This is a genomic window from Shewanella sp. BJSY2023SW001, from assembly GCF_047314685.1.
GTDB lineage: Bacteria > Pseudomonadota > Gammaproteobacteria > Enterobacterales > Shewanellaceae > Shewanella > Shewanella indica.
Window position 1 is genome coordinate 105,242 of sequence record NZ_JBKORF010000084.1, and the last position, 21,947, is coordinate 127,188.

Below are 21,947 nucleotides of genomic sequence, written 5' to 3' on the forward strand. Positions count from 1 at the left end.
TGCTGAAAGAAAGCTGCAGGTGTCGTCAGCATCCCATAAATCCGCATGTAATTGCAACGTTACCAAATGCTACGAAATTGTTTGTTTTTGTTTGTTATATCTGGAGGGCAGATTTTCTGCGTAATTGAAAGCAAGAGTCTTAAAGAGGACCTATGACTATAACAAATAATCAGCTTGGAACGCGGTTCCGGCAGACGGCGCTGGCCAGTCTGACCGCGCTCTATTTCGGCGGCATGATGAGCGCCACCGCCCAGGTGCAGATGCAACCTGTGGGCAAAGGCAATTTCTATCAGCCAAGTTTTACCAAAGAACAGGTGTTGGCGGCAGACAAGGCCCGCAAGGCGAGTCTTGAAGGTGATATTTATGCCGGTCAGCCGGGAGTGCTCAATCAGGTGTTGCGTCAACGGACACCGGAACAGATATTTCAACCGGATCCATCTGTCAGTGGCGTTCAAAGTTATATAGTGCAGCTTAATGAAGAGCCTCTGGCAACTTATGACGGTAGTATTTCAGGGCTGGCGGCCACCAAGGCACCAAAAAATCGTTCGCTGATCGCCAAAGGTCGGGTCAGTGTCAATACGACTGATGCCAGGGCTTACAGCCGCTTCCTGGAACAGCGCCAGGACAGTTTCGTAAACCGCGCCCGTCAGGCCGGCGCCAATCTGCAGTTGAAACAGCGCTTCACCGTCGCCAGCAATGCCATGGTGGTGGAGATGACTCAGGAAGATGCCAAAATTCTTGCCCGTCAGAGCGGCGTCAAGCGGATAACCCCTAACCGCATTTTCCAACTGCGTACCGACAGAGGGCCTGAGTTTATCGGTGCCGACCGGATCTGGCTCGGCCAGGACCCGAGTACAGGCCTGGCTGCCAAGGGCGAGGGCATGTTGGTCGGGATCATAGATACCGGGGTTAACACAGATCACCCGGCCTTTGCCGAGGATCAGGACTATGTGCGTTTGAATCCGCTCGGTAGCAACAAGTTTACCGGTGATTGTGTCGACAGCCCTGAGCTGTGTAACAACAAACTGGTGGGGGTACATTCCTATCCCGAGATCACAGATGTTTACGGTGCGCCGGAATTTCAGGCCAACCCCTGGGGCACACCTGTCATGGTGCGCCCGGCCAATGGTGAGGACTATAACGGCCATGGCTCCCACACCGCCAGCACAGTAGCAGGTAACCATCTGGATAATACACCTTTGCAGGCTGCAACAGGTGACGCTACCAGTGATGGGGTTAATGTGCCCTTTAACTTCCCGTCTACCAGCGGTGTAGCGCCGCGGGCACATATCATCTCTTATCAGGTGTGCTGGCCCGGCAATGGTGGTGATCCCTATGCAGGTTGTCCCGAGTCGGCGATTCTGGCGGCTTTTGAAGATGCGATTGCCGACGGGGTCGATGCGATAAACTTCTCAATCGGTGGCGCTGAATCTTTACCCTGGGCCGACCCTATGGAGTTGGCTTTTCTGGCAGCCCGTGAAGCGGGGATTTCTGTGGCCGTAGCGGCCGGTAATGCCGGCGCCTATTGGAGCGCGGATCACAGCTCTCCCTGGGTGACAACTGTTGGCGCCACCACCCACGACAGGGTGCTGGAAGCCGGTAGCAAGCATATAGACAACTTCGGCGGCAACGAACGTTATCGCCCGTCCGAGCCTATTGCAGGCAAGAGTTTCTCCGGCAGCATTACCGGTGAGGTGGTGCTGGCTGAAAACTATGCCGACCCTGATCCCAGTGATGATTTCAACGCCGCTTCCTGCAACGCCCCTTTCCCTGCCGGAACCTTCCGCGATGACCAGATTGTCATCTGTGAGCGCGGTGACATTCCCAGAGTGGACAAGGCCAAGAATGTAGCGGCCGGCGGCGCCGGTGGTTTTATTCTGCAAAACGTGGACTATCAGGTCGACAATCTGGTGGCCGACAGCTTTGTGATCCCTGGGATCCAGGTGAAGCAGAGTAACAGATATAAGCTGAAAAACTGGGTTAAATACAGTGAGCCTGGCACGGCTGTCGCGACTATCTCGGATTTCAGCAACGAGTATCTATTTGACGACGCGTTGGCCAATAACCTGGCGCCTTTCAGCTCAATGGGCCCGAGCCGCACCAACAACACCTTGGTGCCGGATCTTACTGCTCCCGGGGTACAGATTTACGCTGCCAACGCAGATGATCAACCCTTTACCGGAGCGCCGGATGCTTCTGACTGGACCTTTATGAGCGGCACCTCAATGGCAGCCCCCCATGTGACGGGTGCCATGACGTTGCTGATGCAGCTGCATCCAGAGTGGACCCCGGCTGAAGTGCAGTCGGCGCTGATGATGACTGCCGGGCCTGTGTATCTCAACACAGGTTATGAGTTGCTGGAGCCTTTCTATCACTTTATGGCTGGCGCCGGTGCCATTAATGTGGCCCGTGCAGCCGATACCGGCCTGGTGATGGATGAGACCATAGAAAATTACCGTAATGCCAATCCGGAAAACGGTGGGATAGTCAATTGGCTCAACCTGCCTTCCATGGTGGAAATGGCCTGTGAGCAAAGCTGCAGCTGGATGCGTACTGTTACTGCTACCCGCGACGGCAGCTGGAGTGCCGAGGCTTTGGGTCAGGAGCAGGGCTTTGAGCTCAGCGTTTCTCCCACGAACTTTACTCTTGCCAAGGGTGAGAGTCAGACCCTGGTGATCAAGGCCAAAGTGCCGCCGCTGATTGAGTCCAACGTCAATCCGAGCGAACCGGGAACGCCTTGGCAACAGGTACAAAACAAAAACACCTTCTTCAATGGTGAGCTCAGGCTCACTGAAGCGTCGGGTGCTTCCCCTGAGCTGCACATGCCAGTGGTGGTGGCCAGTAAGGCAGATCAGATGCCGGTATCCATGGATTTGGAGATCAGCCGCTCTCAGGGCAGTGAGACTCTGAAGATGAATACCTCGGCCTATGCCCAGCTGACGCCACGTTTCTACGGCCCAGTGCAGCCTGAACTTAAAAGTGCCACCCTGGAAGCCGTGGCGCCATTCCTTGACCTGGACTACATAGAAAAGGGCTGGGATATTCAAACAGTCACGGTTCCTGAAGGCGCCAAGCGTTTGGTGGTGGAAGTGCAGAGCGCCAAGCGCACCAGCACGCTTGAGGATATGAACCCACGCTATTCAGGGGTGTTCCCTTTTGTGATCCTGGGTCGTGATGCCAACGGCAACAACGGCTTTATCCCTTCGCAGGAGGAGATGGAACAGGATGACAGGGCGCTCAAGGCTGAATACGATGCCGAGCTGATGTGTTTCTCTTCCAGCCAAGCCGAAAACAACCTTTGTAGCCTGGAAAATCCTGCTCCCGGTACTTATTGGTTTGCCACCGCCATGGCTTATGGCAAGGGGGAAGTGGAAGCTGTGACCGGCCATGCGGTGATCATGGCCGATGACGATCGTGGTATGTTGAGCTTGGATGGCCCGGCATCGCACGATGGCAACGGTGACTACCAGTTGACTCTTAACTGGAATATTCCCGATGCCAAGCAAGGGGATGTTTTCTATGGCGGTATGGATCTCGGTGCCGGGCCGGGCGCTGAAGGTTCTTTCGGTTTTAGTGCCCTCAATATCCGCCGCAGCGAGGATGCCGTCAGTTGGACAGTCAGCCAGGACAAGGCGCTGAGTGAAGATGTTGTGGATGTTACCGTTAAACTGGCGGCCAACCTGGAATCCCGCGATCGCAACTATGAACTGCAGCTCAAGTTACCTGAAGGCATGCGTTTGGCGCCGGCGACCATCAAGAGCAATAACCCTGCGGTTGCCGAAGCGATTGTTGCCGATGAAAACGGTTTGACGCTGACAGGCTTGCAGCCCAGCACTCGGCTCCTTGAGCGGCAATACAAAGTCAGTACCAACCTTAACGATGCCATGTGTCGTACACCTATGATTGATGAGTACTCCACCGGTGGCTACATAGATCTCTTTGGTGAGTTTGGTATGCAGCCCAATGCCGACTGGTTGGTCGGTGATTCTCAAACCAGTGTCGATGTGCCTATTGACTGGTTGTTCTACAAAGAGGGCGCCGAGTTTAAGGTGTACAATCAGGCCAATGCCGGTTATATGCGGATGCACACAGTGGGCGCGTTGCAGTTTAACACTGCCTACTGGTATATGGGTGCGCACCGTGGCCCGGGTTTCCTCTACGAGGCGCTGGCACCCTTCTGGCGTGGCAGTTTCGAGATGAAGTACCGCCGTCATTGGGAAGAACCATGGGGCCTGACCATAGCGTCTCAGTATAAGGAAGAACGTCCGGATCTGGGGGATTTGTTGTTCCTCGAGTTTGATAATGTTACCGACCGCCAGACAGGTCAGGAGTTTGACTTCCAGACCATACTGCGTAGTGGTATCGACGATCATCCAGGTATGTATGAGATCATCTATGCCTACCAGAATCTGGGGGCCGATGTGGCCGACGGTGCTGTGTTTGTCGAAGGCTTTGACAGTACCTGGTCCAGTGATGCGGGGCCGAAGAATGGCTATCTTTATGAGATGCTGGGCTTCGATAATCTGGATACCTTGCTCGAGGAAGACCTTGTGATCTGTTTTGATTACTCAGGGCCTGAGCAAAGCAGGGTCGAGCTGAGCTTCAAGGCGGCGATTCAACCCGGTGCTACCGGTAAGGCGCTTGCCATGACACTGGATTACGATCTTGAAGGCGGCGAACCGGAAACCCTGAGCCATCAAATTGCGGTTAAAGGCAATATCCAACTGGCGCCACTCAGTGACATGAGCGTTGCTGAAAATGGCCGTATAGACGGTATTGCCGTGACTTATATTGATGCCGATAAAGTGCCTAATCTGTTGGAGGTCAGTGGTGAACACATCAGCGCAGAGATTAACGGTGACAGTTTCAACCTGATCCCAGAGGCCGATTTCCACGGTGAAACCCTGGTCACAGTAACTGTGCGTGATAGCCTCAACAGCGGCGATGCCGCCAGCACCAGCTTTATGCTGAAGGTGGAGTCCGACGGGGTTGACCCTGTGAGCCCACCAGAGCCGCCGGTGGATGAGTCAGACTCGGGTGGTTCACTCGGCTGGAGTTTACTGCTCTTGTCGCTGGGATTGCTGCGACGTCGGCGTTAAGCCCAGTTCAGGTGGTTCGCCTGGAAAAATAGCCAGATGAAAAATCCCCGCCATTAACAATGGCGGGGATTTTTATTGAGTTTCACGGCATGGTCACTGACGTTTTGACTTTATACCGGAAAAGAGTGCGCTTTGCCCAGAATAGGTTTAAGCCTTGTTTTGATTCTTGTCTTGGTTTTTAGTTTTCAGGGCTGACAGCCTGGCCGAGGCCAGCCCCAGTAAACTGCCATTCGGGTAGTGACCGCGCTTGTCGGCCTTGCCGGTTTCCATATCACACAGCAATGCCATCGCCTCGGTCACATGCTCGACCGTCCAGATATGGAACTTGCCCTTGCTGATTGCGTCCACCACAGGCTTTTTCAGCATCAGGTTGTGGGCGTTGGCCGCGGGAATGATCACCCCTTGGGTATGTCTGCGCCCCTTGATGGCACAGACATCGAAAAAGCCTTCAATCTTTTCATTGACTCCGCCTATGGGTTGGGCTTCACCGAACTGGTTCATTGAGCCTGTGATGGCGATATCCTGGCGCAGGGGAACCTGGGCGATTGCAGAGATAATGGCGCAGCATTCGGCCATGGAGGCACTGTCGCCATCGACCCCGGAATAAGATTGTTCAAAGGTCAGGGAGGTGGTCAGCGGAATATCGGCCTCGCGTCCCAACAGGGTTTTGATATAGGCCGAGAGGATCCACACCCCCTTGGAGTGAATACGGCCGCCGAGGCGCACCTTGTGTTCAATGTCCAACACTTCGCCCTTGCCAAAGGCTGTGGTCGCGCTGATACGGTTGGGCAGGCCAAACTGATGATCTGTGGTGGCGATGACCGACAGGGCGTTGACCTGGCCACAGACCTTGCCGTGCACATCAATCAGGGTGGTGCCCTTGTGAAAGCTCTGCATCAGTTGATCCCTGAGACGCGATACCCTTTGCTCCTGCTGCGCCAGTGCCTGCTCCACATGGGCGAGGCGAATACTGCGGGCGTTGGCCGCCTTGGCGCAGTAGTGGGTCTCCCGCAGCAGATTGGCGATATTGGCCGAATGCAGTGACAATTGGGTTTGGTCATCGGCCTGGCGCGAGCTGAATTCGATTATCCGCGCAATGGCGCTGCGATCGCAGTGCAGCATCTGGTTGTCGTGCACTATCGAGGAGATGAATCTGGCATAGAAACATTCGGCCTTCGGACTTCTTGGCATCACATCTTCAAAGTCGGCGGTTACCCGAAACAGCTCGCTGAAGTCTGGATCATAATGCTGCAGTAACTGGTAGGTCTGGTTATCACCGAAGAGCACGATTTTGACATCCAGAGGGATAGGCTCAGGTGCCAGTGAAACTGTGCCGGACAGGGAGACTTCACGCTCCAGCGAGCTGAGGTCCAGACTGCGGGAACGCAGTGCCCGTTTGAGTCCGTCCCAAACGTAGGGCCGCTCCAGCACCTTGACCGCATCCATAAGCAGCACCCCGCCATTGGCCTTGTGCAGGCTGCCGGGTCGGATCAGCGAAAAGTCGGTAAAGACAGTGCCGCGGTAAGTGGCGTTTTCCACATATCCAAACAGGCCGTGATAGGTGGGGTTTTCCTCTACCACCACAGGGAATTTCTGCTCTTCCTGTTCTACCAAGAGATTAACCTGATAGCGCCTGGGCATTTTCTTTTCCAGCGAGGCATAAGCCAGCGCCAGTTGGTCTTCACTCTCCTCAAGGAAGATATCCAGGTTGCCGAGCATATCTTTTTGCATCGCCGTCAGAAAAGAGCGGATTTCCGGCAGACTGCGGTATTCATCCTTGAGCGGCTTGAAGAAATGGCTCAGTACTTCGCGGGCCACCTGTTCATCGTGCTCCTGCTGCTTGGTGCTGAACTCCTCTTCCCATTCGGTCAATTGGCGAATAATGCCCCTTAGGCGCGATTCCAAGTGTTTGATATTCTGTTCAAACAGCTGTTGCTCGGCTTCTGGCAGGGCGAGATAGGTTTCCTCGGTATGCGGCTCTTCGCCGTTCAGCGCCATCAACTGATACTCGCCCTGAGTGTTGATGGAGAGGCTTATTTTCATCCCCTTGGCTTCTTCGCTCAGAGCCAGCAGCGCCGCTTCCTGTTTTTGCGCCAACTGACTTTTGAGCTTGTCGGCGCGGCGGTAATACATCTCGTTGTCAAACGCCAACGGCAGCGCCTTGACCAGCCTGAGAACCAGTTTTTCCATCTCTTTCTTGAAAGTGACGCCCTTGCCGGCGGGCAGTTTGAGCACCTTTGGGGTCCGGGTCTGGTCGAAGTTGGCCACATAACACCAGTCGTTAAGTGTCTTGTCGGTAAATTCATGGCGCTTGAGATAACGCAGCATCATGGTGCGTTTGCCCAGACCATTTTGGCCTATGGCATAGATGTTGTAGCCCTTCTCCTTGATGGACATGGCAAATTCCACCGCACTCTGGGCCCGCTCCTGGCCTATGATGTCATCCAGCGGCTCCAGTTCGCGGGTAGATTTGACCTCATCTCCCAGATTGTCGAGATTGGCGGGACGATATACCTGACTGGCATCTAAGCTGGTGACGGCCATGGGCGCTTCCTTGTTCAAATAGGGCAGAGAAAAGTAAAACTGCTTTTTATGACAATAAGATGCGCTGCAGCCTAAAGCAAACGTCAAGCCGAATAAGTCTCTCGGGCGGTTAATTTTTCACCCGTAAGCCACGTTTGCTGCCTGAACCCAGGGATAACATCTATTCGGCACCGGGTAGCAGGGTATAATGGCGGTTTGCTCTAAGCTTTATTTTTGAAGGACTCTCCATGGAATTTGCCGCTTTTTCTCTGCCCGAATCGCTACTGACCAATCTGGCCGGACTGGGTTTTAGCAAGGCAACCCAAGTGCAGGCAGAGGCTATTCCTTTGGTGCTCGCCGGCAGCGATCTCCTGGTGCAGGCACAGACGGGCACAGGGAAAACCGCCGCCTTTGCCTTGCCGCTGCTGGCGCGTTTACTGCCCGCCACGGCTGAGAGAGCAGTAAAACCCGCAGCGCCCAAGGCTCTGGTGCTGGTGCCTACCCGGGAGTTGGCGCAGCAGGTTTTCGATAACATTAAAAGCTATGCCAAGGGCTGCGAGCTGAAGATTGCCATTGCCTATGGCGGCGTGCCACTCGATGGGCAGCTAAAGAACTTCAAGGATGGCGTTGATCTCTTGGTCGCCACGCCCGGGCGCCTGCTGGATCATCTTAAAAAGCGCAGTCTCAGGCTGGATAAGGTTGAAACCTTGGTGTTTGATGAGGCCGACCGCATGTTGGACATGGGGTTTGAAGATGAGATCTCGGCGCTGATGAAAAAGATGGCCAAACAGCGCCAGACTCTGCTGTTTTCCGCCACCTTCAACGACAACATCTGGCACCTGGCCAAGACTTTGCTGCAGTCTCCCAAAGTGCTGGAGCTGCAAGCATCAGAGCAGGATGGCAGTATCAAAGAGCGATTGATTGAGCTCGATAGCGAGCGTAAGGCCGCCGCCGTTGCCGCCCTTTGTCGCCGGCACGACTGGCGTCAGGTGTTGCTGTTCAGCCGCACCAAGGAGGGCGCCGACAAACTGGTCTGTGAGCTCAGTGCCGAGGGCTTGGCCGCCAGTGCGCTGCACTCAGATCTGAGTCAGGCCCAGCGGGAGCAGACCTATCAGGCGTTCAAGGCGGGTGAATACCGTTTGCTGGTGGCCACGGATGTTGCCGCCAGAGGCCTGGATGTAGCGGCCTTGCCTTGCGTTATCAATCTGGAGCTGCCGTTCAAGCGCGAAGATTATCTACACCGCATTGGCCGCACCGGCCGCGCCGGCATGGAAGGGCTCGCCATCACCCTATTCAGTCGTGACGACGAGCGCCTCCTCGAAGAGCTGGAAGCCATGCTCGACAGGCGCCTCCCCAGAGAATGGCTGCCCGGGTTTGAGCCGGATCTCAACCGCAGTTTCGACGCGCCGAAAAACCAGAGTAAAGCCGCCCAAAAGCAGCGGGCCCGCAAGAGAGCGCTTGGTAAAAGATAGCAAGTCCGATTTAGTTGAGCCTACTTGGGTTAATCAACCGCAAATGCCAACAACATAAGTATTCTGCTCCTGATGGATTCGAGGCCTTCGCTGGCATGGGTGCCAGAGTAGAGCCATCAGGGATGATTTCACGGCGTGCCGAGAAGCCGTTAGGACGAAAGCCCACGGCAGGTGCTTGAGAGTTTTGCCGAGTGGAAATCTATGCTGTTCAAGCCGTTTGAGTCGATGCATCCCCTTTATCTTTGGGGTGGCCGATGGGCTGGAAAGCTATTGGGTTCATTCGCCAAAGTGGGTCAGTTGCGCTAAGCTAGTGGCCCGGTTTTCAAGAAACAGTCTCCTGGGGGAGCCATGTTCGTAGTCGATACCCATACCCACACAGTTGCCTCTACTCACGCCTACAGCACGATCCATGATTATCTGGCAGTCGCCAAGCACAAAGGGATCCGTTTGTTTGCCACCACAGATCATGGTCCGGCGATGGCCGATGCACCGCATTTTTGGCATTTCGTGAATCTCAGGGTGTTGCCGCGGATAGTCGACGGCGTGGGGATATTGCGCGGGATTGAAGCCAATATTACCAATCTGGAGGGGGAAATCGACTTCTTTGGTGAGTTCCTGGAAGAGCTGGACTTGGTGCAGGCCGGGTTTCACGAGCCGGTATTCCCTCCCGCCGACAGTGACAGCCATACTCAGGCGCTGCTGAACTGCATTCGCAGCGGCAAGGTCGATATCATTACCCACCCAGGCAACCCCAAATATCCACTGGATCAGGAGCTGATTGTCCGCGCCGCCGCCGAGCATAATGTGGCGCTGGAGATCAATAACTCCTCTTTTGCCTGCTCCCGCAAGGGCAGTGAAGACAGCTGCCTCAATATTGCCAAACTGGCGAAACGATTCGACGCCCAATTGGTGATGGGATCAGATTCCCATGTGGCCTTCAGTCTGGGTGAGTTCCCGCTGGCGCTTGAAATAGTGGATGCCGCCGGTTATCCAAGAGACAGGCTGCTCAATCGCGAGCCATTGGCACTGCTGAATTTCCTGCAGCAGCGAGGCCACAAGACGCTTGGTGAGTTAATCGACTACTTTGAGAGTGAGGCGGTTGCAGGCTAACCTGGTTCGCCTGCTTTAAGTATACGAACCACAAAAATCCATCAACTGATTAGCCATGAATTCCGAATCGTGACAGCCAAGACTACCCGAATATTGATCACCGGCGCTCATGGTCAGCTCGGACAGGCGCTGCTGGCGAACTTACCTTGGTTACCCGAGTTTTCGCCTTCCAGGCTGCGAATGAAGATACCTGAGGTAAGCCTGGTGCCCGGCAGTGCTGTAGCACCTGGCAGCGCAATTGAAATTGTGGCGCTCGGGCATCAGCAGCTGGATTTAACCTCGGCAGATTTGTCTGAGCGGCTCAGTGAAATCAATGCTGATGTGATAATCAACTGCGCCGCCTACAACGCCGTGGATGCGGCCGAGCAGGATATGGCTGCCGCGATGGCGCTTAATGCCGAAGCGCCGGAGCGTTTGGCTATCTGGTGCCGGCAACAGAGTGCTTGGCTTATCCATATTTCGAGCGACTATGTCTTCGGGAATGTCTTCGGAAATGTCTTCGGAAATGTCTTCGGGAAGGATTTGGGAAATGCTCTTGGAAACGTTTCTGGAAATGCAGCGGCCAATATGCTCGGGAATGCGCCCAGAGCCTTGACCGAGAGTGATGTTTGCGAGCCGTTGAGCCTGTACGGTCAGAGCAAGCTCGCCGGCGAGCAGCGCTTGCTTAAGGCCAATCCCGGCGCCCTGGTGCTGAGAACCTCTTGGCTTTACAGCCGTTTTGGCAGCAACTTTGTGTTGACCATGCGGCGATTGCTGACCGAGCGCCCCGAGCTCAAGGTAGTGGCGGATCAGATCGGCACGCCAACCTGGGCCGAGGCGTTGGCGCGGCTTATCTGGCAGTTGCTCATCTGGTTTCATCTTAAGCCAGAGAAGTCCGCGGTGCTGAGCGGCTGCTTTCATTACGCAGCAACGGGGCAGTGCAGCTGGTATCTTTTCACCAAAGAGATAGCCGAGCAAATTGCCAAGCAGCAGTGCAATTCAGCGCCAAGCTCTCAGGCGGCGGTGCCATTGCAAACCGCGTCGCCATCTCAAGCTACATTGCATTCACCAGCAAACCCGGCGCCAATCACGCCAGGGTGCCGGATAACGCCTGTCAGCACAGCAGAGTACGGCGCCTTATTGAATCGAGCGCAGGCGCCGCGCCCGGCGTATTCGGCGCTCGACTCAAGCGCTCTCAAAGATGCCATGGCGGCCATGCCTTCGGCATTTCGCTGCTATTTGCCAAAAGACTATCCATCACCCATCTGGCTTTCCTGGCAGGCGCAGCTGGCGCTGATGCTTTCGGGGCTTGGTGCACCTTCCTTGGATTGAATGGGGTTAAACAGGATGAAAAGTAAGGCAAAACCGGCTGTAGATTATAACCAGTAGCTAAAGGTTATACCCACCAAAGCCGGGTGGCTGGCATAATAAACTATCTTGTTGATCCAAAGGATGAAACCTTGTCGAATAATCCCCCCAAGACCTTGCTTGATGCCAAGCAGCTGACACTCTTGACCGAGATGGCCCGCGCCGCCGGTGAGGCGATAATGCACTACTATCAGGGCGGCGAACTGGCGATTGAGCACAAGGCCGATGACAGTCCGGTCACGGCTGCCGATCTTGCCAGTCACGCCGTGTTGCAACAGGCGCTGGCGCGTGAGTTTCCAGCCTGGCCACAGATGTCGGAAGAAGCGGCGGATATCCCCTGGGCGCAGCGGCGGGGATGGGAAACCTATTGGCTTATCGACCCACTCGACGGCACCAAGGAGTTTATCAAGGGCAACGGTGAATTTACCGTCAACATTGCGCTTATTCACCGAGGCCAGGCGGTCGCAGGTGTTGTCTATGTGCCCGCCACAGCCGTGTGCTATTTGGGCGCACTGGGACTCGGTGCCTGGCGTGAGACCCCAAATGCGGCTGGATACCAGCGGGTGGAATTGAATGCCAGGGCCGGAGTTAAGCGCCAGGTTCCTGTGATTGTCGGCAGTCGCTCGCACTCGAGCCCGGGGCTTGGCGAGTATCTGCAGCAGCTCGGTGAGCACGAAATGAAGAGTGTCGGCTCATCACTCAAATTCTGCCTGCTTGCTGAGGGCAAGGCGGACATCTACCCCAGATTGGGCCCTACCAGTGAATGGGACACGGCGGCGGCTCAGGCCGTGCTTGAGAGTGCCGGTGGCCGAGTTTTGGAATATCCAGCAGGCAACAACTTAAAATATAACCAAAAAGAAACTATCCTCAATCCTTGGTTTATCGCATACAGCGCCGATTGGCCGTGCGATTAAAGCAGATACAAACACCGGAGTTGAAAGCATGATGCGTATCGGCGTTGATTTGGGCGGCACTAAAATTGAATTGGTGGCTCTGGGTGATTCCGGGAGTGAGCTGTTTCGCAAGCGAATTGCCACCCCCAGAGACTATCAGGCGACCCTTGAGGCCATCTGTGCCTTGGTCGATGAAGCCGAGACGCAGCTGGAAATGACAGGAACTGTGGGTATTGGCATTCCCGGGGTGATCTCACCCTTTTCCGGTTTGGTGAAAAACGCCAACTCCACCTGGTTAAATGGTCATCCGCTCGATAGAGATCTCGAGCAGCGTCTGGGGCGCAAAGTGCGGGTTGCCAATGATGCCAACTGTTTTGCGGTCTCCGAGGCGGTGGATGGCGCCGCCGCAGGCAAAGAGGTGGTGTTCGGGGTGATCATAGGTACAGGCTGCGGTGCCGGCATTGCCATCAATGGCAGGGTACATCAGGGCGGCAATGGTATAGGCGGTGAATGGGGCCATAATCCCTTGCCCTGGATACGCGCCGAGGAGTTCAACAGCACTGAGTGTTTTTGCGGCAAGCACGACTGCATCGAAACCTTTATTTCGGGAACCGGGTTTGTCCGCGACTATAACCAGGCTGCCGGTGCGCAGCTCAGCTCAGGCGCCGAGGTGATGGCATTGCTGGAGCAGGGGGATGCCGAGGCCGGCGCGGCCTTTGAGCGCTATCTCGACCGTCTGGCCCGCTCTCTGGCCCATGTGATCAATCTGCTGGATCCGGACGCCATAGTACTCGGCGGCGGTATGTCCAATGTGCAGGCCATCTATCCGGCATTGCCGGATAGACTCAAGCGCTATGTGGTCGGCGGCGAGTGCCGAACTCCTGTGTTGCCCAATCACTACGGCTGCTCCTCCGGGGTACGCGGCGCCGCTTGGCTGTGGGGCCAGGACTGAGTTTGGCGAGGTGCCCGGGCCGTGTTACAGGTATTCGACTGAGACACTTTAGACACTCTAGGCACTTTAGACAAAAGTGAAAAGCGCTCGAACATGTATTGGGGCAAGTGAGTCAATAGCCCTTCGCCAATCACTGGTCAGCCGAGTAACGCTTCTGTAAGCTATGGCTACTTTTGCCAACCTTCGGATATCAAGCGTGTTCTGGCTGAAAAAAATCCTCTCTCAATTCTTTATGCCCATCCCTCTAACCTTGGTCACTCTGCTGCTTGCCTGTTTTTATATCCGTCGCAGGCCGGGTGTAGCGCGCGCCCTGGTGGTTTTTGCCATCACTTGGGTGCTACTGCTTTCCAGCTCTATCGGCAGCAATACACTGCTTGCCGGGCTTGAGCGTCAGTATCCACTTTATACCGTAGCGCCGGCGCGCTCCTGTGTGGTGATGGTGCTGGGGTCGGGCCATGATGATGAGGTTGGCGGACTCGCGCGACATATGTTGTCGGCAACGGCACTTGAGCGTCTCAGTGAAGGGGTGGCGCAACTCAAGGCGGCCAACAGCAAAGATTGCTTGCTGGCGGTCAGTGGTTGGAGCGGCGGCCTTGAGCAGCAGAGTCATGCCCGGCGTATGGCCGAGGCCGCCATCGAGTTGGGGGCCGAGCCATCGCGAGTTTTAATGTTGGATTCGGCCCGCGATACCATAGAGGAAGCCCAGGCGCTGCGGCAGGCCTTCGGTGCCGGCACTGATGATAAAGGGATAGATGCCTTGGGTGGCAGACAACTGATCCTGGTCACCTCCGCCAGCCATATGCCAAGGGCGATGCGAATATTCCGCTCGACCGGGCTTGAACCTCGGGCGGCACCGACCGACTTTCTGCTCAGGCGCGATCACTGGTGGCGCCTGACCACATCCAATCTGGATGATTCACAAAAGGCGTTGCACGAATATCTGGGATTGGCCTGGTTGACTGTTACCGGCCGCTAATGGTTCAGAACCCTGGTTATAGAATGAATAAACGGCTGATAAGCCGCTGGCAATAGAGCGAAAGCGTTATGGAAACTATCACAATAAGGCCGGGCAGTAAGCGCAATGGCATTACACTGACTCTGGCCGGAGGGCTGGGCATAGTCCTGGGGTTGGTGTTGTTTATCGGTTGGCCCTGGATGTTTGCCCCGGGCATAGTGTGTTTTGCCCTTGGGGCCGTGTCTTTGGTGCTGGGTATTGCCAAGCAGCTCGAGCCCCATGTCAGTCTTGAATTCAGCGCTGAAGGGCTGAGATTCTTCCATCGCCGCGGTAGCTTGTTTGTGGCCTGGGATAATATTCAGCGGCTGGATCAGCCCAGAGTCACCCAAGGCATGGAGCAACTGACGCTGCCCTATGTCGGGCTCAAGCTCAAACGTATCAATCCACTGCTGGATGCCATTTCACCCAGGTTGGCGACCGGGCTCTTGTCGGAGCAGCGGCCCTTGCTGATGACAGCAGCTGCCCAGGATGAAGAGCTGCAGACACTGGAAGCGGCTCTCAGCGCTGAGTTTGAACCCCTTACGGTCAATGATGAGCGTTACCGAGGCGTATTGGCCATGTTTGGCCGCCGTTGCCTGACGCTGGACAAGTACTTGGGTTATCACCTCTATATTCCCGTGGACGCATTGGATCAACCGCCGGAGAGCTTTGTCCGTAAACTGCGACAGCTGTGGCAGCAGAGGATGTCGGCTACAGAGTTGTAAGTTATGGTTTAAGTTGGATGAGGAAAGATAAGGGGACCCAAGTGGGTCCCCTTGTTGTTGCAGAGTTGAGGGAGGGCCTTGCAGGGACAGCCCTCAAGGTACGGTACTAGTGAGCACCCCCTGCGTGTACCTTATCTACGCCATAGGTCTTGCCTTCGGCGTGACAGGTGGCACAGGACTCAACCGGCAGGTTGGCGTCTGTGGCAGCATCACCGGCAACGAAGGCACCATTGCTCTTGAAGTGGGCCAGAGCGGCCGCGTCAGAGTGAGCGTGACAGGTACGGCAGGATTCGGCAACGGGAGAGATATACTCGGTAGCTGAAATTTTGATCCCACGCTTGGCGGATGTCAGGCCACCATCGGCGGCAAACAGCGGTGTGTCGTCTTTGTGGCAGGCAGCACACTCTGTTTCCACAGCTGGATAGCCGTGCAGCTCGCCTGAAGCGTCACGGAAGATGGCAGCTTCACCCCAGTTACCACTGTGGAAACGGTGGGCAACTGTCATCAGATCGCGGTTGGCATACAGGAGTCCGGGGACTTCGGCAAATATCGGCTTGCCATCGGCATCCAGATTACCCGTGTTGTACTCGGAGGTGCCGTGATAGGAGCCGTAATAGCTGTTGTTATGGCAGTCCATACACTGATCAAAGGTGTAGGTGCCGTGGCGGGTACCCTTGATGTAGTCCAGTGTGCCGTGACAGGCATTACACTTGGCTTCGCTGGCGCTCATCCGCTCTGCAATGGCAAAGCGGGCTGTGACAGCATCACCACCATCTAGGTTATAGAACTTAACGCTTGAAGTGGCGCCAATTGGATTGACGGCATCGAAGGGCATGCCTTCGGCACAGGCGGCTATCTTACCTGAGTTATCGACACAGAAGTTGGCCTCGGTTCCGATGTAAATGGTGCCCATTGCCTGAGCTTCCGGGACATCAGTAGTCAGGGTCAGCACACCATTGGCGGCGCTGCCGCTGGCAAGACCTGGCCTGCTGCCCCAGCGGGTGACTTCGCCTCTGGCATCCACATTGCCTATCAGAGTGGCGTCTTTGTTGAGCACCGCCAGTTGAGCTGCATCTGTCAGTGGTTGACCATTGAAGCTGACATTAGCAGTGATGGTAACCAGTTTATTGCCCGCTGTGGTGGAAGCCGCCGCAGTGGCCGAGGTGAACTCAACGGTCAACAGCTCGGCATATTCAGCTCGTTTACCCACTTTATGAGCTTGCACTGGGCTAAGTGCTCCGCTGCCATGGCAAGACTGACACTGGCTGTCGTCGGCCTGAGCCAGGTTGAAGTCAGAGTGGCCTACGCCGGTTTCAAAGTTAACATTGATATGGCAACCGACACAGGCTTCGCGGTAGATATTGGCGTTCCAGGAGTCACCGTTGTTGTGGCAACTGGCGCAGTTGTTAAGTTCTGCCGGGAAGCCTATTTCACCGAAGTACTCTTTGGCTTCACCGGAGAGGAAACCTGCGATGTGATGGCCGGCATGCAGCCTGTGAACCATGGGGCCGAAATCAAATACCCAACCTTCGGCTTTTTGGGCTTCGTTAGGTACCAGAGCCGGGTTGTGGCAGGCAACGCACTTCTCAGTGCTTTGGTAGTTGTGGTGCGCGTTTATCTTGGCGATGCGGCCTTCGACTTCACTGTGGCAGGCAATACAGGCGGTATCTGTTACCGTATCCTTACCTGTGGCTTCAACCAGCTCGCCGGATGCCGGAATATAATCCAGCGGCGTAGAGAGCACCTTGTCTGCTATGGCTGCGCCGCTGGCATCCTTGAGGTTATAGGCGCGCAGGAACAAGCGATGAGGTGCGCTGAGGTTGTCATTGGCATTCATGATGGGAGCGACTCCATCATGTGCCCAAGTGCCGGTATAGGTACCTGGCTCGGCCGGATCTTCAACCAGAAGACAGGCATCGCCAGTTTGACCCCTGGAGCTATAGGTGCCATCCAGGGTGCAGTACATGGAGCTGCCCAGTTCCTGAGCCGTGGCATTATTGACCCATTGCAGCGGCGCACCGCTGCCGGAACTATTGCTCATGGCGGTAATAGAGTAGAGGGCGACTTGATCCAGGCCCGTCAGTGGGACTCGCTCCCCTGAGCCGTTGGTGGCCGAGGCCTTGAACTTGAGGGCGAAGGTTTCGCCGCCTGCCAGTGTGTTGTCGGCCGGCACTATCTCGAAACTGACATCGCCGGCACTGATAATGGTGGAAGTACTTGAACCTGCGGGGGCTCCTGGCTGTCCGGGTTCGCCTGGTATGCCAGGTTCACCGGGGGCTCCGTCTTTTCCGTCCTCACCGTCCCCGCATGCGGTAAGGCACAATAGACTGGTCAGAGCCAGCGCCAGTAATGACTTATTGTGTTTTTTCATCATTGCGTCCCTTTATTCAAATTATGGGTACTGCCTGTGCAGTCATTTGAATATACATACATCCAAAGTAGTAGTTTTGACTTATTGTTTTATTTGTGAAATATGAGTTAATAAATTGATAAAGAAATAACGGGTGGCGAAATCGGTAATTTCAGTTTTTGAAATTACCGAATGCGCAGAGTGACAAGCTGAAGCTGGCTATAAGTAGCAGATAATTCTGGACAAATAGGAGAATGGGCTAATTCTGAAGGTCGCAAAGATGCCAGGTGATCAATCAGTTCTCAATATTCAGCCTTGGGGTAGAGTTCTTGAGTGACCAGGTTCAACAACAGTTTTCTTTGTTGTTCGGAGTAACGGCGATAGCTGGGGGCCTTTTCTACCAAGGAGTAGCTTGGCAGCGAAAATGCCCGGTGGAGTTTAGCCACTTCGGTCTCGGGCAGATGTTGCACCCGCAAACCCGGCATGCCTTCAATAAGCGCCATTTCATTGGGGGTGCTGAAGGCTACACTGCTCATGGTCAACAGATGAGCATGCCATTCTTCCCTGTCGTGTACGGCATGCACTTGGGATAGGGGAATGCCTTCTTGCTGACAGAAGAGTTCCATGGGATCCATGCGCTCGTTGAAGCCCTTGATGGTCAAGTAAACGAAAGTATATTGGCTGATATCTTCGAGGGTGATAGCCGGTGATTTTTGCCACAGCGGATGATCCTCTCGGCTGACAACACACACACCCATGGTTTGCCCAAGCGAACTCAGAATGAGATCCAACTGCTCGGGGTGCTCCAGACAGACCCCTAAGTCTAATTGTCCACGGTGAATTTTTTCTGCTGAATCATCTTGCCAGGGGTAGAGTCTGATCTGGCCCAACTGCTGCTGAATGTTCGTCTGTCCCAGTTTCATCGCCAGCGAGGAAAGCAAGCCATGCGCTACGGCTACATGAATACAGATATCGCTTGAAGGCAAGCGGCTCTGATGAACTTGCTGTTCCAGGCGGTGCACTGAATGGATGAAATCGCAAACCGGTTGGTATAGATTCTCCGCCAGAGGTGTAGGCTTGAGTTGTTGCTGACGGCGATAGAAAAGCTCGTCGTCAAAGGCTAATCTCAGTGCCGCCAGGCAGCGGCTTATTTTAGGGGCAGACACTGCCAATTCTCGCGCTGTACAGTTGGCGTGCCCTGTTTCATAGATGTTCTTGAACACCATGAGGGTAAAGATATCCAGCTCACACAGCTGTTTCAATAATCGACTCGACATTAGCATCCATCCTATGGATTTATACCTCTTTGGAGATAGATGCTAGACCAGCACAAATATGATTACTGTGACTGAGCACAATTCAGTGCGCTTTTCGAATTTATTGTGATTAAAATGTGATAAAAGTCATGTTTGTGTGCTTTTTTGATCACTACTCTTGAGCTTGGAGCTTAAGTTCAGTCATAGGGGGATTATCATCGCCAAGCTCTTTAAGCAAGTTAACCTCATCTTTGACTCTGATACCGATAAATTGACCACCTTCGAAGATCTCCATTGATTTACTGGCGACTTCTCCCTCGACCGTGCCGGTACCGCAGATAGTTAATTTTTCACAGTGGAGTTTACCGCGAAATAGCCCGGAAACCTTGAGTTCCTTGCAGTTAAGTTCGCCATCAACCAGGCCGTTGGCTTCGATGATCAGCTTATTTTCAGCTGTTACTTTTCCATAGATGGCGCCGCCGACCAGGGTCTCGTCATCGAAGTGGCTCTCGCCGGTAATCTTGCTACCCTGGGCAATATAGGTGAGCCCTGCCGTTTTTTTGTTTTTACCAAACATAGTACTTTTTAGTGGTTTTATCAGGGGAAACTCGATATTACCTGTTATCACAAAGTAACAAAACCACTAATATTTGGCGCTGTGGGAGTCAGATTTTTGGCTTCCGGCAGAGCGTCAGTCGGGGTTTGGCTCTCGTAGCTTGATGGCAGAGGCGGGGCAGGGGGCAACGCAGGCGCCGCAGCCACTACAGCGCTCAGCATCCAGTACCGGCAGGGCGGTAGCCCCTAAAAGGGGCGGAAAGCGGATCGCCCGTTCGTCGCAGGCATCCTTGCAGCTTTGGCAGACAATACCCTGGCGAGCGAGGCAGCTGTCGGCAAATTGGGCAATGAGCCGCCAAGGCGCTTCGATGAGAGGCCTGAATGCCGGCTGTTCACAGCTGGTGACACAGGCCTGACAAAAGCTGCATTCGGCGCGCTGAAAGTCAAGCTCCGGAAAGCCGCCATCCCCCTTGATAAGCACTTGAGTCTCGCAGGCATCCACACAGGCGCCGCAGCGGGTGCAGGCGTCGGTAAATTCCGCCTCCGGCTTGCTCCAGGGCGGCCGAACCAGATCACTCTTGCGGCGACTGAACAGGCGTCTGCGGGAAAGATCCATGACTAACCCTTGTAACCGTTAGGGTTGTTGGATTGCCAGTTCCAGCTGGAGTCGGCCATATCCTGCAGGCTGTGCTCAGCCTTCCAGCCCAGCTCTTTGGCAGCATGGGCGGGATCAGCATAACAGGCGGCGATATCGCCGGGACGACGCGGGGCAAACTCAAAGGGGATCGCCTTGTTACAGGCTTTTTCAAAGGCTTTGACCATCTCAAGTACACTGTAGCCCTGGCCGGTTCCCAGATTATAGGTGACCAGACCTGGATTGGTGGCGAGCTTGTCCAGAGCCTTGAGGTGACCTATGGCCAGGTCAACTACGTGGATATAGTCGCGCACACCTGTGCCGTCTACTGTGGGGTAGTCATTGCCGAAGACGCTGAGTTTATCACGCTTGCCGACGGCAACCTGGGCGATAAATGGCATCAGGTTATTTGGGATATCGTTGGGATCTTCACCGATACGGCCGCTCTTGTGGGCGCCAACCGGGTTGAAGTAACGCAAGCGGGCGATATTCCAGTTGGGTTCGGCCGCGGCTAAATCCGCCAGAATATGTTCCACCATCAGTTTGGATTGACCATAGGGGTTGGTGGCCGATGTGGGAAAAGTTTCGGTGATCGGCAGACTGGCGGGATCGCCGTAAACAGTGGCCGATGAACTGAATACCAGGTTGCGAACGCCATATTCTTTCATCACCTGACACAGAATTAGGGTGCCGGTGACATTGTTTTCATAATATTTCAGTGGCTGGGCGACGGACTCACCTACCGCCTTGAGGCCAGCGAAGTGAATAACGGCTTCGAAGCTGTGGTCGCTGAAGACTTTCTGCAGGAATGCCTTGTTGAGGATATCACCCTGATAAAAGAGTACGCTCTTGCCGCTGATCTCTTCGACTCTGGCCAGGGCTTCAACACTTGAGTTGCTCAGGTTGTCTATTACCACAACCTCTTTGCCCGCGGCCAAGAGTTCGACCAGAGTGTGGGTGCCAATATAACCGGCACCGCCGGTGACCAAAATTGTCATGCTTTACATCCTTTTATTAAATCGCCCAGATAGGCGGCAAATTCACTGCCAAGCTCGGGATGGCGCAATGCATGCTCTACCGTTGCTTGCATATAGCCAAGCTTGTTGCCACAGTCATGGCTCTTGCCACGCATATAGTAAGCGTTGACCTGCTGGCTTTGCATCAGCATGGCAATGGCATCAGTAAGCTGGATTTCATCACCGGCACCGGCCGGTGTTTTGCCTAGCAAGGGCCAAATGGCGGCAGGTAGCACATAGCGGCCCACTACAGCCAAGTTAGAGGGGGCTTCGTCGACATCCGGTTTTTCAACCAGTTTGATCAGCGGCTGGGATTCGCCCGGCTTAAGATCGTGGCCGTTGACATCGGCTATTCCGTATTGGTCTACCTTCTCGTGCGGTACACCTTCGACCATTATCTGCCCGGTTCTTGTTTGGTCGAACAGGCTGACCATTTCGGCCAGGTTATCGCGGGAAAGATCGCTGGCGGCATCGTCTACTAATACATCCGGTAGCAGCACGGCGAAGGGCTCATCACCTACTACCGGACGGGCACAGAGAATGGCATGCCCCAGCCCTTTGGCCTGAGCCTGGCGGACGCTGATAACAGTGACATTTTGCGGGCAGATGGACTGCACTTCATTGAGCAGTTGCCGCTTTACCCGGCGCTCTAGCTGGGCTTCCAGTTCAAAACTGGTATCGAAGTGGTTTTCAATGGAGTTTTTACTGGCGTGGGTGACCAGCACGATCTCCTTGATGCCGGCGGCAATCGCTTCGCTGACTACATATTGAATCAAGGGTTTATCTACTACCGGCAGCATCTCTTTGGGAATCGCCTTGGTGGCCGGCAGCATACGGGTGCCAAGACCCGCAACGGGGATCACCGCCTTGCGGATGGTGGTTGATTTTATCGGCATTCAGATACCTTGGGTGCTCGGGATAAATCAGCCCCTATTGTAATGCAGTAAAACTGAAAAGCCATTTGCAAAAAGGGCTTATTTTGCTGGAAACTTGCAAAAAATTCTGCCTGGGCTGCAAGAGC

The 21,947-nt window shown here is 54.8% G+C and carries 15 protein-coding genes; 8 read left to right on the forward strand and 7 right to left on the reverse strand.

Translation table 11 applies throughout. The annotated features are described in order from the left end of the window. Positions 1 to 152 precede the first annotated feature (152 nt). Positions 153 to 5,099 carry a S8 family serine peptidase gene (locus ACMHXH_RS20375; RefSeq protein WP_039033768.1) on the forward strand — a complete coding sequence of 1,649 codons (4,947 nt, stop codon included), beginning with the start codon at positions 153 to 155 and terminating at the stop codon, positions 5,097 to 5,099. Positions 5,100 to 5,246: 147 nt separating this feature from the next. Here ACMHXH_RS20375 and ACMHXH_RS20380 read toward each other — a convergent pair whose 3' ends face one another. Beyond that, on the reverse strand, positions 5,247 to 7,643 hold the full coding sequence (locus ACMHXH_RS20380; protein ID WP_071476260.1) for a Lon protease family protein: 2,397 nt from the start codon (positions 7,641 to 7,643) through the stop codon (positions 5,247 to 5,249). Positions 7,644 to 7,870: 227 nt separating this feature from the next. Here ACMHXH_RS20380 and ACMHXH_RS20385 point away from each other — a divergent pair, with 227 nt between their 5' ends. The 7 genes from ACMHXH_RS20385 to ACMHXH_RS20415 all read left to right on the forward strand — a co-directional run bounded on the left by ACMHXH_RS20385 (position 7,871) and on the right by ACMHXH_RS20415 (position 15,115). After that, the gene (locus ACMHXH_RS20385; protein WP_071476259.1) at positions 7,871 to 9,094 is read left to right on the forward strand and encodes a DEAD/DEAH box helicase; all 1,224 of its coding nucleotides are present in this window, start codon (positions 7,871 to 7,873) and stop codon (positions 9,092 to 9,094) included. A 348-nt stretch (positions 9,095 to 9,442) separates the two neighbouring features. After that, positions 9,443 to 10,204, forward strand: a complete 762-nt coding sequence (locus ACMHXH_RS20390) for a phosphatase (protein ID WP_071476258.1) — start codon at positions 9,443 to 9,445, stop codon at positions 10,202 to 10,204. A 69-nt stretch (positions 10,205 to 10,273) separates the two neighbouring features. Then, positions 10,274 to 11,515 (forward strand): SDR family oxidoreductase, encoded by a 1,242-nt coding sequence (locus tag ACMHXH_RS20395; RefSeq protein ID WP_335912122.1) that lies wholly within the window; start codon positions 10,274 to 10,276, stop codon positions 11,513 to 11,515. 188 nt (positions 11,516 to 11,703) lie between these two features. After that, complete coding sequence (gene cysQ, locus ACMHXH_RS20400) at positions 11,704 to 12,465, forward strand: 3'(2'),5'-bisphosphate nucleotidase CysQ (protein WP_083399796.1); 762 nt, start codon at positions 11,704 to 11,706, stop codon at positions 12,463 to 12,465. Between the two features lie 28 nt (positions 12,466 to 12,493). Then, the gene (mak, locus tag ACMHXH_RS20405; RefSeq protein ID WP_071476255.1) at positions 12,494 to 13,396 is read left to right on the forward strand and encodes a fructokinase; all 903 of its coding nucleotides are present in this window, start codon (positions 12,494 to 12,496) and stop codon (positions 13,394 to 13,396) included. Positions 13,397 to 13,592: 196 nt separating this feature from the next. Continuing rightward, positions 13,593 to 14,372: a YdcF family protein gene (locus tag ACMHXH_RS20410; RefSeq protein WP_335912121.1), complete on the forward strand. Its 780-nt coding sequence runs from the start codon at positions 13,593 to 13,595 to the stop codon at positions 14,370 to 14,372. 68 nt (positions 14,373 to 14,440) lie between these two features. Beyond that, a complete protein-coding gene (locus ACMHXH_RS20415) occupies positions 14,441 to 15,115 on the forward strand; it encodes a DUF2982 domain-containing protein (RefSeq protein WP_039033774.1) in 675 nt (224 codons plus the stop codon). 106 nt (positions 15,116 to 15,221) lie between these two features. Here the strand turns inward: ACMHXH_RS20415 and ACMHXH_RS20420 are convergent, their stop codons facing one another. From ACMHXH_RS20420 to galU, 6 genes are all read right to left on the reverse strand, one after another. Then, entirely contained in the window at positions 15,222 to 17,489 is a 2,268-nt protein-coding gene (locus tag ACMHXH_RS20420) for an OmcA/MtrC family decaheme c-type cytochrome (protein WP_335912119.1), read from the reverse strand. A 278-nt stretch (positions 17,490 to 17,767) separates the two neighbouring features. Further along, on the reverse strand, positions 17,768 to 18,742 hold the full coding sequence (locus tag ACMHXH_RS20425; protein ID WP_039033776.1) for a LysR family transcriptional regulator: 975 nt from the start codon (positions 18,740 to 18,742) through the stop codon (positions 17,768 to 17,770). Positions 18,743 to 18,893: 151 nt separating this feature from the next. Next, a complete protein-coding gene (locus ACMHXH_RS20430; protein WP_071476252.1) occupies positions 18,894 to 19,298 on the reverse strand; it encodes a bactofilin family protein in 405 nt (134 codons plus the stop codon). Positions 19,299 to 19,412: 114 nt separating this feature from the next. Continuing rightward, positions 19,413 to 19,892 (reverse strand): ferredoxin-type protein NapF, encoded by a 480-nt coding sequence (gene napF / locus ACMHXH_RS20435; protein ID WP_144361197.1) that lies wholly within the window; start codon positions 19,890 to 19,892, stop codon positions 19,413 to 19,415. A 2-nt stretch (positions 19,893 to 19,894) separates the two neighbouring features. Then, a complete protein-coding gene (gene galE / locus ACMHXH_RS20440; protein WP_101095276.1) occupies positions 19,895 to 20,908 on the reverse strand; it encodes a UDP-glucose 4-epimerase GalE in 1,014 nt (337 codons plus the stop codon). Then, complete coding sequence (gene galU / locus ACMHXH_RS20445) at positions 20,905 to 21,816, reverse strand: UTP--glucose-1-phosphate uridylyltransferase GalU (RefSeq protein ID WP_039033810.1); 912 nt, start codon at positions 21,814 to 21,816, stop codon at positions 20,905 to 20,907. Before galU ends, galE begins: the two co-directional genes overlap by 4 nt. Positions 21,817 to 21,947 lie beyond the last annotated feature (131 nt).

Coding starts and splice junctions, on each gene's coding strand:
- ACMHXH_RS20375 (WP_039033768.1), top strand. CDS start 153: ATGACTATAACAAATAATCAGCTTGGAACGCGGTTCCGGCAGACGGCG.
- ACMHXH_RS20380 (WP_071476260.1), bottom strand. CDS start 7,643: ATGGCCGTCACCAGCTTAGATGCCAGTCAGGTATATCGTCCCGCCAAT.
- ACMHXH_RS20385 (WP_071476259.1), top strand. CDS start 7,871: ATGGAATTTGCCGCTTTTTCTCTGCCCGAATCGCTACTGACCAATCTG.
- ACMHXH_RS20390 (WP_071476258.1), top strand. CDS start 9,443: ATGTTCGTAGTCGATACCCATACCCACACAGTTGCCTCTACTCACGCC.
- cysQ (WP_083399796.1), top strand. CDS start 11,704: ATGGCCCGCGCCGCCGGTGAGGCGATAATGCACTACTATCAGGGCGGC.
- mak (WP_071476255.1), top strand. CDS start 12,494: ATGATGCGTATCGGCGTTGATTTGGGCGGCACTAAAATTGAATTGGTG.
- ACMHXH_RS20415 (WP_039033774.1), top strand. CDS start 14,441: ATGGAAACTATCACAATAAGGCCGGGCAGTAAGCGCAATGGCATTACA.
- ACMHXH_RS20420 (WP_335912119.1), bottom strand. CDS start 17,489: ATGATGAAAAAACACAATAAGTCATTACTGGCGCTGGCTCTGACCAGT.
- ACMHXH_RS20425 (WP_039033776.1), bottom strand. CDS start 18,742: ATGTCGAGTCGATTATTGAAACAGCTGTGTGAGCTGGATATCTTTACC.
- ACMHXH_RS20430 (WP_071476252.1), bottom strand. CDS start 19,298: ATGTTTGGTAAAAACAAAAAAACGGCAGGGCTCACCTATATTGCCCAG.
- napF (WP_144361197.1), bottom strand. CDS start 19,892: ATGGATCTTTCCCGCAGACGCCTGTTCAGTCGCCGCAAGAGTGATCTG.
- galE (WP_101095276.1), bottom strand. CDS start 20,908: ATGACAATTTTGGTCACCGGCGGTGCCGGTTATATTGGCACCCACACT.